The organism is Citrobacter sp. C5_2 (genome assembly GCF_014596845.2).
In the GTDB taxonomy this organism is placed as follows: domain Bacteria; phylum Pseudomonadota; class Gammaproteobacteria; order Enterobacterales; family Enterobacteriaceae; genus Citrobacter; species Citrobacter werkmanii.
In genome coordinates this window covers 4,678,736-4,692,002 of the sequence record NZ_CP115032.1, presented here as the reverse complement: position 1 = coordinate 4,692,002, position 13,267 = coordinate 4,678,736, and the positions used below count along the sequence as shown (strand labels likewise).

11 protein-coding genes are annotated in these 13,267 nt (G+C 53.0%); 6 read left to right on the top strand and 5 right to left on the bottom strand.

Annotated features, from left to right (window positions below; all coding sequences use genetic code 11):
• The first annotated feature begins 475 nt into the window (after window positions 1–475).
• Entirely contained in the window at window positions 476–2,062 is a 1,587-nt protein-coding gene (locus ICA20_RS22795) for an EAL domain-containing protein (RefSeq protein WP_038636279.1), read from the top strand.
• 2 nt (window positions 2,063–2,064) lie between these two features.
• On the opposite strand, the gene soxS is transcribed toward ICA20_RS22795, so the two are convergent.
• Entirely contained in the window at window positions 2,065–2,388 is a 324-nt protein-coding gene (gene soxS, locus ICA20_RS22790; protein ID WP_005132611.1) for a superoxide response transcriptional regulator SoxS, read from the bottom strand.
• Window positions 2,389–2,474: 86 nt separating this feature from the next.
• Between soxS and soxR the strand changes: the two genes are divergently transcribed.
• The 3 genes from soxR (at window position 2,475) to ICA20_RS22775 (ending at window position 6,694) form a co-directional block, all read left to right on the top strand.
• Window positions 2,475–2,933 carry a redox-sensitive transcriptional activator SoxR gene (gene soxR / locus ICA20_RS22785; protein WP_003826630.1) on the top strand — a complete coding sequence of 153 codons (459 nt, stop codon included), beginning with the start codon at window positions 2,475–2,477 and terminating at the stop codon, window positions 2,931–2,933.
• 608 nt (window positions 2,934–3,541) lie between these two features.
• A complete protein-coding gene (gene ghxP / locus ICA20_RS22780) occupies window positions 3,542–4,891 on the top strand; it encodes a guanine/hypoxanthine transporter GhxP (protein WP_038636284.1) in 1,350 nt (449 codons plus the stop codon).
• Window positions 4,892–5,047: 156 nt separating this feature from the next.
• The gene (locus ICA20_RS22775; protein WP_038636287.1) at window positions 5,048–6,694 is read left to right on the top strand and encodes a Na+/H+ antiporter; all 1,647 of its coding nucleotides are present in this window, start codon (window positions 5,048–5,050) and stop codon (window positions 6,692–6,694) included.
• A 49-nt stretch (window positions 6,695–6,743) separates the two neighbouring features.
• Here the strand turns inward: ICA20_RS22775 and ICA20_RS22770 are convergent, their stop codons facing one another.
• Window positions 6,744–7,634: a LysR family transcriptional regulator gene (locus tag ICA20_RS22770; protein ID WP_038636290.1), complete on the bottom strand. Its 891-nt coding sequence runs from the start codon at window positions 7,632–7,634 to the stop codon at window positions 6,744–6,746.
• 101 nt (window positions 7,635–7,735) lie between these two features.
• Here ICA20_RS22770 and ICA20_RS22765 point away from each other — a divergent pair, with 101 nt between their 5' ends.
• Together ICA20_RS22765 and ICA20_RS22760 are read left to right on the top strand one after the other, a co-directional pair.
• Window positions 7,736–8,146, top strand: coding sequence for a CidA/LrgA family protein (locus ICA20_RS22765; protein ID WP_038636293.1), 411 nt, complete (start codon window positions 7,736–7,738; stop codon window positions 8,144–8,146).
• Complete coding sequence (locus ICA20_RS22760; RefSeq protein WP_038636296.1) at window positions 8,139–8,828, top strand: LrgB family protein; 690 nt, start codon at window positions 8,139–8,141, stop codon at window positions 8,826–8,828. The genes ICA20_RS22765 and ICA20_RS22760 overlap by 8 nt, the downstream gene beginning before the upstream one ends.
• Before the next feature lie 45 nt (window positions 8,829–8,873).
• On the opposite strand, the gene actP is transcribed toward ICA20_RS22760, so the two are convergent.
• The 3 genes from actP to acs form a co-directional block, all read right to left on the bottom strand.
• Entirely contained in the window at window positions 8,874–10,523 is a 1,650-nt protein-coding gene (gene actP, locus ICA20_RS22755; RefSeq protein WP_038636298.1) for a cation/acetate symporter ActP, read from the bottom strand.
• A complete protein-coding gene (locus ICA20_RS22750) occupies window positions 10,520–10,834 on the bottom strand; it encodes a DUF485 domain-containing protein (RefSeq protein WP_006688274.1) in 315 nt (104 codons plus the stop codon). Before ICA20_RS22750 ends, actP begins: the two co-directional genes overlap by 4 nt.
• Window positions 10,835–11,071: 237 nt before the next feature.
• A complete protein-coding gene (acs, locus tag ICA20_RS22745; RefSeq protein WP_038636301.1) occupies window positions 11,072–13,030 on the bottom strand; it encodes an acetate--CoA ligase in 1,959 nt (652 codons plus the stop codon).
• Window positions 13,031–13,267 lie beyond the last annotated feature (237 nt).

Sequence of the window (13,267 nt, the reverse complement as noted above, 5' to 3'; positions counted from 1 at the left end):
CTCGACGGGCAATAACACGAATGAAACATTGTTTCTGTTACATGAATTGTGTGAACTATATCACATTTGCTCGTTTGTTCACCAGTGTTAGAGGTTATTTTTGCAGGATAATAACCATGTTATTTGCATGGTTATTTTTAATAAAAAACGATAACAAATAATCTAATAAAAAGATGTATATGGATTACCTGTTATGTTTATCCTAAATTATTCGTTAAGAAATTTAATGAATTTCTTAAACACGACCAGGATAATGCTCATAAAAAATTACTACTTATTGATAATAATGTTATGAAATAAGCATAACTTTGAGTTTGCCTTACGGAAAAATAATATCAGCATCATCTATTATCAGACTTTTACATAGAGAAGTCTGTTGCTAATAATGATAGATTCATGCAACTTAATCAGTCAGTGTTTATAGCATCCCGCCTAATGGGTTCTGGCATATACGAAACAGGGAAATAGGGCTGACATGAATCACAGTGCGCGACGCAAGATGCTGAAGTTCTTCGGAACATTCATGGTGGTATTGCTCCCCGTGGTGCTGGCGTTATGGTTTGCTCACATCCGGGCGATGTCCGAAACCCGTAATCAACTCAGCTCTTTTGCTCAACTGGTGTTAAATAAAACGGAATTGGTGATCCTCCAGGCTGATTTAGCGCGTGATATGGCCCAGTTGTATCAGGGTAAGATGTGTACCCCTGCCCATCAGAAAAGTATGCTGAATATTATTCGTGGTCGTTTATATATCAGTGAGCTAATTTATGCGCAGGGCGATCATTTTTTGTGCTCTACGTCAATGATGCCGCGAGTCCCATATATTATGGCGACAGCCGACTATAAACGCGCGCCAGACGTCTTCATCTATTACTACCGCGATACCCCCTTTTTCGCCGGCTATAAAATGACGTACATGCAACGAGGAAACTACGTTGTCGTCATCAATCCATTATCTTACAGCGAAGTCATGTCTGATGATCCGGATCTGTCCTGGGGAGTGTATGACACGGTAACGGACACCTTTTTCTCTGCCAGCGAAGGGGCGAATATTGCGCAGTTCTCGCCGCTGATAAGCGGTGAATCCTCAACATTCCAGCAGGGCGAGCGATTCTATACCATCGTACATTCAGAAAAACGCCCCATCGCGATTATTGTTTCGACCTCCGACGCTCGTGTTAATCAGATTTTCTATCATGAGGCGGCGTTAACGATCCCCTTTGGGATTATCTGCAGCATCCTGATACTGCTCATGTGGTGGCGTACGCGTCAGGAATACCTCTCTCCACGCCGCTTATTAAAACGTGCGATCAAGAAACGTCAGCTTTGTCTGTACTATCAGCCGATCATTGACATCAAAAATGGACAATGTGTCGGGGCCGAGGCTTTGCTACGCTGGCCAGGCTGTAACGGCGAGGTGATGAGCCCGACGGAGTTTATTCCGCTGGCGGAAAAAGAGGGGATGATTGAGCAGATCACGGATTATGTTGTTGAGGAGGTCTTCAAAGATTTAGGGGCTTTTCTTTCGGCGAATCCTCAGTTGTATATCTCGATTAACCTCTCGGCCTCTGACTTTCATTCATCCCGACTGATTGCTCTGATTGCCGAAAAAAACCATGAGTACTCCGTGGCGGCCCAGCAAATTAAAGTTGAGGTGACGGAGCGCGGCTTTATCGATGTACATAAAATGACACCCATCATCCAGGCGTTTCGGCAGGCCGGTTTTGAAGTGGCGTTTGACGATTTTGGCACGGGATATTCCAACCTCCATAATTTGTCAGCGTTGAATATCGATATCCTGAAGATCGACAAATCGTTTATTAGCACGCTGGCCACTAACAGCACCAGTCACTTGATTGCCGAACATATCATCGAGATGGCGCAAAGCCTAAACCTGAAGACGATTGCGGAAGGGGTGGAAACGGCGGAGCAAATCGGGTGGTTGCTTGAACACGGCGTACAGTATTGCCAGGGCTGGTATTTTGCGAAGGCGCTGCCGCCGCAGGAGTTCATGCGTTGGATAAAACGCTCGCCCGCCATACTGACGCAGAGCGGGCAATAATTTTACAGGCGGTGGCGGTAATCGCTGGGAGTACGATCAAACTCTCGGCGAAATACGCGCGAGAAGGTTTGCTGCGATACATAGCCAAGATCCATCGCAATATCGAATATAGGCCGTTCGGTCGTCCGTAGTTCAACGGCGGCCAGCAGAAGCCGACGTTGGCGGATGTAGTCACCCAGCGTCTGACGCATCACCGTGCGGAACATTCTCTGCAAATACCACTTTGAGTAACCTGATTTTTTCGCAACCGCCTCAATGTTCAGCGGTTGATCGATATGTTCATCAATCCATTCAATAAGGGTCTGAATAATCTGCTGATGGGACATAGAGTTGCCTCTTTCTCAGTGTTCGATTCGTCGTTTTGTCTGTGGGCGAGTATAATTCCTCAAGTTAACTTGAGGTAAAGCGATTTATGGAAAAGAAATTACCCCGGATAAAAGCGTTACTCACGCCAGGTGAAGTTGCAAAGCGTAGCGGTGTGGCGGTATCGACCCTGCATTTCTATGAAAGCAAAGGATTAATCAGCAGTATGCGCAACAGCGGTAATCAGCGTCGATACAAACGCGATGTGTTGCGTTATGTCGCGATTATCAAGATTGCCCAACGTATCGGCATTCCACTGGCCACGATCGGCGACGCGTTAGGTGTATTACCTGAAGGGCATTCGCTCAGTGCCAAAGAGTGGAAGCAGCTCTCTTCGCAATGGCGCGAGGAGTTAGACCGACGCATTCATACTCTGGTGGCGTTACGCGATGAGCTGGATGGGTGTATTGGCTGCGGCTGTTTATCCCGCAGTGATTGCCCGTTGCGTAACCCTGGCGATCAGCTTGGCGAGCAGGGGACCGGGGCGCGCCTGCTGGAAGATGATTGATTGGTTTAAAGTATGTGGCGGATATAACGGTGTAAAACTAAAGCGCCACAGAGGGCGCTTTAGTTTGGTTCCGGTCTTTGTCTTTCACTCTATCCCGTTGGTTCACGGGAGGGTTTCCCCCGACATCAACACCCCTCAGTCGAGCACGTTTGGGGAGGTTCCGGTCTGTGTTGATAATGTAAGTGTAAGCCACCCCTCTCTATTTGCCAGTGAATTGATTGCTTTTTAGCCAAAAATTTTTCCGCATCTTCATGCATTTTTTTGTGCGAGCAGGCGTGAAAAATAAATGCAAATCTTGTAATAACTCAGCGAAATTTGTTGCCAGATTGCGCATTGACGATAACGTTTGCGCATCGTCTGGCTATTTCTTGCGCATTATAAGAAGAAATGAGTAAAAAGCGGCAAAGTTCAGTTGAAAACCAACGTATGATCGCTGGATAATCGTTTGCTTTTTTTTATCACCCGTTTTTTATGCGCGGAGCTAAACGTTTGCTTTTTTGCGACACCCCTATTGACGCAAAGCTGGCACATGGAGAAATCGTTTAGCAGGCAGTGGATTGTCCACCACGCATAATGACGAAAAAATAAACTCTCAGGGGATGTTTTCTATGTCTACGCCTTCAGCGCGTACCGGCGGTTCACTCGACGCCTGGTTTAAAATTTCGCATCGCGGCAGTACCGTTCGTCAAGAAGTTGTTGCCGGATTAACGACGTTCCTGGCCATGGTCTACTCCGTTATCGTGGTTCCGGGGATGCTGGGTAAAGCCGGATTCCCGCCTGCCGCTGTGTTTGTGGCAACCTGTCTGGTTGCGGGCGTCGGTTCTATTGTGATGGGCCTGTGGGCGAACCTGCCGTTGGCGATTGGCTGCGCCATTTCGCTGACCGCGTTTACCGCATTCAGCCTGGTGCTGGGACAACATATTAGCGTGCCCGTGGCGCTGGGCGCGGTGTTCCTGATGGGGGTTCTGTTTACCATCATTTCTGCGACCGGTATCCGTAGCTGGATCCTGCGCAATCTGCCGCAGGGCGTTGCGCACGGTACGGGGATTGGTATCGGCCTGTTCCTGTTATTGATTGCGGCCAATGGCGTTGGTCTGGTGATTAAGAACCCGCTGGACGGCCTGCCGGTTGCGCTGGGTGACTTCGATACCTTCCCGGTGATTATGTCGCTGGTTGGTCTGGCGGTGATTATTGGTCTCGAAAAACTGAAAGTACCGGGCGGCATCCTGCTGACCATTATCGGTATCTCCATCGTCGGCCTGATTTTCGATCCTGCTGTGCATTTCTCCGGTATTTTTGCCATGCCGTCTCTGAGCGATGAAAACGGCAACTCGCTGATCGGCAGCCTGGATATTATGGGCGCACTGAACCCGATCGTACTGCCGAGCGTGCTGGCGCTGGTTATGACCGCGGTCTTCGATGCGACCGGAACCATCCGCGCGGTAGCCGGACAGGCGAATCTGCTGGATAAAGACGGACAGATTATCGATGGCGGCAAAGCGCTGACCACCGACTCCCTGAGCAGCGTGTTTTCTGGTCTGGTAGGGGCTGCACCGGCGGCGGTTTACATTGAATCCGCAGCGGGTACGGCGGCAGGCGGCAAGACCGGCCTGACGGCGATCACCGTTGGCGTATTGTTCCTGCTGATCCTGTTCCTTTCTCCGCTCTCTTATCTTGTTCCTGTTTACGCAACGGCGCCTGCGTTAATGTATGTGGGGCTGCTGATGCTGAGCAACGTGGCGAAAATCGACTTTGCTGACTTTGTCGACGCGATGGCGGGTCTGGTCACTGCTGTATTTATCGTCCTGACCTGTAATATCGTTACCGGCATTATGATTGGTTTTGCTACCCTGGTCATTGGTCGCATTGTCTCTGGCGAATGGCGCAAACTGAACATCGGTACGGTGGTGATTGCTATCGCGCTGGTGGCCTTTTACGCGGGCGGTTGGGCTATTTGATTTTACGTCGATGACGCTCCTGAAAACGGGTGGCCCAGGCCGCCCGTTTTTATTTTCAGAACACACTCGTTGTCTTTTGCGATACTCTCAAGTAGATAGAATTAAGGCACGACGCCTTTATCACCAATCATAAGAAACATCGCAAACAGGGAACGCATGGAAATCTTTTTCACCATACTCATCATGACCCTTGTGGTCTCGCTGTCGGGGGTATTTACTCGCGTATTGCCCTTCCAACTCCCATTACCCCTTATGCAGATCGCCATCGGCGCCTTGCTGGCGTGGCCGACGTTTGGTTTGCATGTGGAATTCGATCCTGAGCTGTTTCTGGTGCTATTTATCCCGCCGCTGCTGTTTGCCGATGGCTGGAAGACGCCGACGCGTGAGTTTCTGGAGCACGGGCGAGAGATTTTCGGCCTTGCGCTGGCGCTGGTTCTGGTCACGGTGGTCGGGATTGGCTTTATGATTTACTGGCTGGTGCCGGGGATCCCTCTCATCCCCGCTTTTGCGCTGGCTGCCGTGCTGTCGCCAACCGATGCCGTCGCCCTTTCCGGTATTGTGGGTGAGGGGCGCATCCCGAAGAAAATCATGGGTATCCTGCAGGGCGAAGCGTTGATGAACGACGCGTCCGGCCTGGTCTCGCTGAAATTTGCCGTTGCCGTGGCGATGGGCACGATGGTGTTTACCGTCGGCGGCGCGACGCTTGAGTTCTTCAAAGTGGCGGTTGGCGGCATCCTGGCCGGTTTTGTCGTCAGTTGGTTATACGGACGCTCCCTGCGTTTTCTTAGCCGTTGGGGCGGTGATGAGCCGGCAACGCAAATCGTCCTGCTGTTCCTGCTGCCGTTTGCGTCTTATCTGATTGCGGAACACATCGGTGTTTCAGGCATCCTCGCGGCGGTTGCTGCCGGGATGACGATTACCCGCTCTGGCGTGATGCGCCGCGCGCCGTTGGCGATGCGTTTACGTGCTAACAGCACCTGGGCGATGCTGGAGTTTGTGTTTAACGGCATGGTCTTCTTGTTGTTAGGGCTGCAGTTGCCGGGCATTCTGGAGTCATCTTTGGCGGCGGCGGAAGTCGATCCGAACGTTGAAATCTGGATGCTGTTTACCGATATCGTGCTGATTTATGCCGCGCTGATGCTGGTACGTTTTGGCTGGCTGTGGACCATGAAGAAGTTCAGCCTGCGCTTCCTGAAGAAAAAGCCGATGGAGTTTGGCTCCTGGACGACGCGTGAAATCCTGATTGCCTCCTTTGCGGGAGTTCGCGGGGCCATTACCCTCGCCGGTGTGCTCTCCATTCCTCTGTTGTTACCGGACGGGAGCGGCTTCCCGGCGCGTTATGAGCTGATCTTCCTCGCCGCGGGCGTGATTCTGTTCTCGCTGTTTGTCGGCGTGGTGATGCTGCCGATTCTGCTACAGCATCTGGAAGTTGCAGACCACTCGCAACAGCAAAAAGAGGAGCGCATTGCTCGTGCTGCCACGGCGGAAGTCGCGATTGTCGCGATCCAGAAAATGGAGGAGCGTCTGGCTGCGGATAGCGAAGAGAACATTGATAATCAGCTACTGACCGAGGTGAGCTCCCGTGTCATTGGTAACCTGCGTCGTCGCGCCGATGGGCGAAACGATGTAGAAAGCTCAATGCAGGAAGAGAACCTGGAGCGACGTTTCCGCCTGGCGGCGCTGCGTTCAGAACGCGCCGAGCTTTATCATCTGCGCGCCACGCGTGAAATCAGCAATGAAACGCTGCAAAAGCTATTGCACGATCTGGATTTGCTGGAAGCGCTGTTGATTGAGAACCAATAAAAGGTAGCACGTTGTAGGCCGGATAAGGCGTTAAGCCGCATCCGGCATTTTACGACTCCTGCGTTAACCAAAACCCTTCGCAGCATTTCAGCCACGCCTGGGCGCTGTGCGACAGATACACACCTTCGCGCCAAATCATGCCCAACTGCCAGCGTAAGTCGCTTTCCAGAGGGATCCAGCGCAGCGTTTGCTTATCCAACCGCTGGCAAATCGGCTCCGGTAAAATGGCGATCCCGACGCCGGCTTGCACCATTGCCGCCAGAAAATCCCACTGCCCGCTGCGCACAGCGATACGCGGTTTTACGTTGTGCTGGTTAAACAACTCAAGCAGTTGACGGCTCAACGCGAAATCTTCGTTGTAGATAAGCAGCGGATGCTCCGCCAGCGCTTCGGGGGAAATGGAGTCGCACGTTGTCCATTGACCGGAGCGGGGGACCAGCACGCAGAGCGGATGACTGAAAAGTGGTAAGGTCGCCAGACCGCTCTCTTCTTCAACCGGCAACGCGGTCATCGCAACATCCAGATCGCCGTTCATCACCGCCTGCTGGACGGTTAAACCGCCAAATTCAGACACTTTCAGTTCCACGCCGGGATAACGCTGGCGAAAAAGGCTGATGGGGCCAGCCATCAACATACCCACCATGGGCGGGATACCGAGGCGCAGTATTCCCTTGTTGAGGTGATTAATGTCGCTGAGTTCTGCTTCGAGCTGGCGGAACTCGGCGAGGATCGCCAGGCCGCGTTCGAACACGACCTGGCCGGTATCGGTCAACAACAGCCGCCGTCCGTCGCGGATGAGCAACGTGCAATTAAGCTCGTCTTCAAGGTTCTTCAACATTTTGCTGATGGTGGGCTGGGTGACAAAGAGTTTCTCCGCTGCGCGGGTAAAGCTCTGCTGACGCACCACCTCAACAAAATATCGCAGCGTTCTGATATCCATGATTATTCCTTAAGACTATGCCTGCAATGATTTTAATTCATTTCAGTCCTGGACGGGGGCTCTCTATACTGGCGCTCTCTATTTTTTAAGGACATACCCTCATGGCTGTGGCGATAAGCCGCGTGACGCCTGCTGTTATTCATCGACTCCAGATCCCTGTTCAGGTTCTGTTGTACGCAGGTCTCTTTGTTTTTGCTCAATATCTTGTCTCCTGGCTGCATCTGCCGCTTCCTGCCAACCTGGTTGGGATGGTGCTGATGCTGGCGTTGATAGTCTGCCGGGTTATCCCGCTGAACTGGATCCGCGCAGGCGCTCGCTGGTTACTGGCTGAAATGCTGTTGTTTTTTGTCCCGGCGGTGGTCGCCGTCGTTAACTATACGCAACTGCTACTGGTTGATGGATGGCGTATTTTTGCCGTTATTGCGATAAGTACGATGATGGTGCTCGGCGCAACGGCATGGGTCGTGGATAAAGTGTATCGCTATGAAATGAGCAGGTTAAACCGTGAGTAATTTCCAGTTAAGCGTGCTGTGTCTGGTGATTACGCTGGGCATCTATTTTGCCAACAAGCGCCTGTATCGCCGCTTTCGTAAATTACCGCTGATGCCGTTAGTGCTTACTCCGGCGCTGTTGGTGCTGATGTTGGTCTTTGGACATATCTCCTGGCAAAACTATATTGGTGAATCGCACTGGCTGCTATGGCTGCTAGGTCCCGCAACCATTGCCTTCGCCGTTCCGGTTTATGACAACCTCGCCGTGATTAAACGTCACTGGATGTCGCTGACGGCGGGTGTGGTGACGGCGACACTGGTGGCGGTCACCAGTTCCGTCTGGTTGGCGCGCCTGTTTATGCTGCCTGATGAAATTCAGCGCAGTCTGGCGGTGCGGTCCGTTACTACGCCATTTGCGCTGGCGGCGGCAGAGCCATTGGGCGGTCAGCCGGATCTGGTGGCATTGTTCGTGGTCGTGACGGGCGTATTCGGGATGGCGGTCGGCGATGTGCTGTTTTTGCGGCTCTCTATTCGCGAAGGGATGGCGAAAGGCGCAGGTTTTGGCGCAGCATCGCACGGCGCAGGCACGGCTCGCTCATATGAGCTCGGCCAACAGGAGGGCGTAGTGGCTAGCCTGGTGATGATGCTTTCCGGCGTGGTGATGGTGCTGGTATCGCCGCTGGTCGCAAGGCTGATGTTCTGAGAAAGGCAGTAATCCTCCGGCCCGGAAGCCGGAGGAGAGGGAAGATTAGTGCGCGCGACCTTGTTCTACGCCGTACCCGGTCTGGGAACGGATGAACTGAGCACGGAACTGCGCGCGTTCGCGGTTACCTTCTTCTGAGTTATCGGTGGCAGAGAAGAACCAGATCCCGAGGAACGCTACGCTGATGGAGAACAGCGCCGGATACTCATACGGGAATATGGCTTTTTCGTGACCCAGGATTTGTACCCAAATTGTTGGGCCAAGCACCATCAGCACGACGGCCGTCAGCAGACCTAACCAGCCGCCCATCATTGCGCCACGCGTGGTCAGTTTTGACCAGTACATGGAGAGCAGAATGATGGGGAAGTTACAACTGGCTGCGATAGCAAATGCCAGTCCCACCATGAAGGCGATGTTCTGGTTTTCGAACAGCACGCCGAGCACGATGGCAACCACACCCAGCACCAGTACGGTAATTTTCGACACCTTCAGCTCTTCGCGCTCGGTTGCGCCTTTGCGGAATACGTTGGCGTACAGGTCGTGAGAAACTGCCGATGCCCCCGCCAGCGTCAAACCAGCAACCACTGCCAGAATGGTGGCAAACGCCACTGCCGAGATGAAGCCGAGGAACAGGTTCCCGCCCACTGCATTCGCCAGATGTACCGCCGCCATGTTGTTACCGCCGATAAGCGCGCCAGCAGCGTCTTTATACACAGGGTTCGCGCCAACGAGCATGATCGCGCCAAAGCCGATGATAAAGGTCAGGATGTAGAAATAACCCATAAAACCGGTGGCATAGAACACGCTCTTACGCGCTTCGCGGGCATCGCTGACCGTGAAGAAACGCATCAGGATGTGCGGCAAGCCCGCCGTACCAAACATCAGGCCGAGACCTAACGACAGCGCGGAGATCGGATCTTTCACCAGCCCGCCCGGGCTCATAATGGCTGAACCTTTCGGGTGTACCGCCATCGCTTCGGTGAACAGATTGTTGAAGCTAAAGCCGACGTGCTTCATCACCATAAAGGCCATAAAGCTGGCGCCGAACAGCAACAGAACGGCTTTAATGATCTGTACCCAGGTGGTTGCCAGCATGCCGCCAAACAGGACGTACATCATCATCAATACGCCAACCAGCACGACGGCAATGTGGTAGTTCAGGCCAAACAGCAGCTCAATCAGTTTACCCGCGCCGACCATCTGCGCGATCAGATACAGCGCGACCACCACCAGGGAACCACACGCCGAGAGAATACGAATCGGACCTTGCTTCAGGCGATAAGAGGCCACGTCGGCAAAGGTGTAGCGACCAAGGTTACGCAGGCGCTCAGCAATCAGGAACAGGATAATCGGCCAGCCGACCAGGAAGCCGAGCGAGTAAATCAGTCCGTCATAACCGGAGGTAAAGACCAGCGCGGAAATCCCGAGGAACGATGCAGCAGACATATAGTCGCCCGCAATCGCCAGCCCGTTCTGGAAGCCGGTGATGTTACCGCCAGCGGTGTAGTAGTCATTACGCGAACGCACGCGTTTAGACGCCCAGTAGGTAATACCAAGCGTAAAGATGACGAAAATCAGGAACATGATAATCGCCTGCCAGTTGGTTGGCTGGCGTTGGACTGCTCCGCTTATAGCATCCGCCGCGTTTGCGGCGAAGGGCAGCGTGGCGGCAAGCGCCGTCAGGACTCTCTTCATGATGCTTTAACCTCATGCAGAACCGCATTGTTCAGGCGATCGAATTCACCGTTTGCCCGCCAGATATAGATCCCGGTCAGGATGAAGGAGATAAGGATCACGCCGACCCCAATCGGAATACCCCGGGTGACGCTGGTTCCCGCGTGCAGCGGAGTACCCAGCCAACCAGGCGCAAAGGCAATCAGTAAAATAAAGCTGATGTAAACTGCCAGCATGATGATGGACAGAATGGTGGCAAACCGTTGCCGTTTTTCAACTAACTCCCTGAAACGCGCACTGTCTTCTATCCGCTGATAAATATTGTCATTCATCACAGAGCTCTCCAGAGGTCCCCCTGCGTCTTTCGCGCTACAGGTTCGTTGGCCGCACTCGCCCACCCCAGTCACATAGTGAACTATGCTCCTGAGGATGTGCTCGCTTGCCGCCTTCCTGTAACACGAAATCCTTTGGGGGAGGGTTTTTATATTTCCCTCCCGCTCAGGGGAGGGGTAGGGATAGGATTTGTAGGCCCGATAAGCAGCGCGCCATCGGGCATTTCACGGTTATGGTTATGATGGCATCGCGATGGCCTGCTTCTCTTCGAGCAGTTTCTCAACGACGCCTGGATCGGCGAGGGTTGAGGTATCGCCCAGATTGCTGGTATCGCCCGCCGCGATTTTGCGCAGAATGCGGCGCATAATTTTGCCGGAGCGGGTTTTCGGCAGTGAATCGGTCCAGTGCAGCACATCTGGCGTTGCCAGCGGGCCAATTTCTTTACGCACCCAGTTGCGAACTTCGGCATACAACTCAGGCGACGGTTCTTCGCCGTGATTCAGCGTGACGTAGGCGTAGATCGCCTGGCCTTTAATATTATGCGGAATACCGACCACCGCGGCTTCGGCAATCTTCGGATGCGACACCAGCGCCGATTCGATTTCTGCCGTGCCCAGACGGTGACCAGAGACGTTTAGCACATCGTCCACACGTCCGGTGATCCAGTAATAACCATCTTCATCACGGCGTGCGCCGTCGCCGCTGAAGTACATATTTTTGAAGGTAGAGAAGTAGGTCTGTTCAAAACGTTCATGATCGCCAAACAGCGTTCTCGCCTGGCCTGGCCACGAGTCAATAATCACCAGGTTGCCTTCGGTTGCGCCTTCCAGCGGATTACCTTCGTTATCGACAATCGCAGGCTGCACGCCAAAGAACGGACGGGTTGCGGAACCGGCTTTCAGCTCGGTGGCGCCCGGCAGCGGGGTGATCATGAATCCACCGGTTTCGGTCTGCCACCAGGTATCGACGACCGGACATTTTTCGTTGCCGATCTTCTTCCAGTACCACTCCCACGCTTCCGGGTTGATTGGCTCGCCAACGGAACCCAGGATGCGCAGCGACGAACGGTCAGTACCTTCAATCGCTTTATCGCCTTCTGCCATCAGAGCGCGGATGGCGGTCGGCGCGGTATACAGAATATTGACCTGGTGCTTATCCACGACCTGCGCCATACGCGCCGGGGTAGGCCAGTTGGGCACGCCTTCGAACATCAGCGTGGTTGCGCCGCAGGCCAGCGGACCGTACAGCAGGTAGCTGTGCCCGGTTACCCAACCTACGTCAGCGGTACACCAATAGATATCGCCCTGATGATAGTCAAACACGTACTTAAAGGTGGTTGCGGCGTAGACCAGATATCCGCCGGTGGTGTGCAGCACGCCCTTCGGCTTGCCGGTTGACCCGGAGGTGTACAGGATAAACAGCGGATCTTCAGCATTCATCTCTTCCGGCTGATGTTCCGGGCTGGCTTTCTCGATAAGATCGGACCACCACAGGTCACGACCTTCCTGCCATTCTGTTTTTCCACCGGTACGTTTGAGAACGATAACGTGTTCGACGCTTTTCACGTTCGGGTTTTTCAACGCATCATCGACGTTCTTTTTCAATGGGATAGCGCGTCCGGCGCGCACGCCTTCATCGGCGGTGATCACCAGGCGAGAATTAGAGTCGATGATACGTCCGGCGACGGCTTCCGGGGAGAAACCACCGAAGATGACCGAATGCACCGCGCCAATACGGGCGCAGGCCAGCATGGCGACCGCCGCTTCCGGCACCATCGGCATATATATGGCCACCACATCACCTTTTTTAATGCCTAAATCCAGTAACGTATTGGCAAAACGACAGACATCGCGATGCAGCTCGCGGTAGGTAATATGTTTGCTTTGGCTGGCGTCGTCGCCTTCCCAGATGATGGCGGTACGATCGCCATTTGCCTGCAGGTGACGGTCAAGGCAGTTCGCCGCCAGGTTTAGCGTGCCATCCTCATACCATTTAATAGAGACGTTGCCTGGCGCAAACGAGGTGTTCTTCACCTGGCTGTACGGCTTGATCCAATCAAGAATCTTTCCCTGCTCGCCCCAAAATGTGTCGGGTTCGTTAACAGATTGCTGGTACTTCGCTTCGTACTGCTCCGGATTTATCAGGCAACGATCCGCAATGTTTGCGGGAATAGCGTGTTTATGTATTTGGCTCATGGCTTTTGTTCTCCTTGTAGGATGTTAATAATATGTCGCATAAACGTTAAATGTAGGGGCTTTGCGAGTTTTGTTTAGTATTTGGGCGGCAGATCACGCAATAAACGAATTGTGCAAATTAGCGACAAACTGAATTTTGAAGAGAACTAGCAAAAATTGATTAATTCTCGCGATAACATGGGGTTATCTGAGAATTGTTGAAAAGGTGATCTGTCTCAGAATTAAACAAAAGAGTGA

Excerpts from the sequence above, each read along its gene's own strand:
- ICA20_RS22795 (WP_038636279.1), top strand. The coding sequence starts at position 476 with ATGAATCACAGTGCGCGACGCAAGATGCTGAAGTTCTTCGGAACATTC.
- soxS (WP_005132611.1), bottom strand. The coding sequence starts at position 2,388 with ATGTCCCATCAGCAGATTATTCAGACCCTTATTGAATGGATTGATGAA.
- soxR (WP_003826630.1), top strand. The coding sequence starts at position 2,475 with ATGGAAAAGAAATTACCCCGGATAAAAGCGTTACTCACGCCAGGTGAA.
- ghxP (WP_038636284.1), top strand. The coding sequence starts at position 3,542 with ATGTCTACGCCTTCAGCGCGTACCGGCGGTTCACTCGACGCCTGGTTT.
- ICA20_RS22775 (WP_038636287.1), top strand. The coding sequence starts at position 5,048 with ATGGAAATCTTTTTCACCATACTCATCATGACCCTTGTGGTCTCGCTG.
- ICA20_RS22770 (WP_038636290.1), bottom strand. The coding sequence starts at position 7,634 with ATGGATATCAGAACGCTGCGATATTTTGTTGAGGTGGTGCGTCAGCAG.
- ICA20_RS22765 (WP_038636293.1), top strand. The coding sequence starts at position 7,736 with ATGGCTGTGGCGATAAGCCGCGTGACGCCTGCTGTTATTCATCGACTC.
- actP (WP_038636298.1), bottom strand. The coding sequence starts at position 10,523 with ATGAAGAGAGTCCTGACGGCGCTTGCCGCCACGCTGCCCTTCGCCGCA.
- ICA20_RS22750 (WP_006688274.1), bottom strand. The coding sequence starts at position 10,834 with ATGAATGACAATATTTATCAGCGGATAGAAGACAGTGCGCGTTTCAGG.
- acs (WP_038636301.1), bottom strand. The coding sequence starts at position 13,030 with ATGAGCCAAATACATAAACACGCTATTCCCGCAAACATTGCGGATCGT.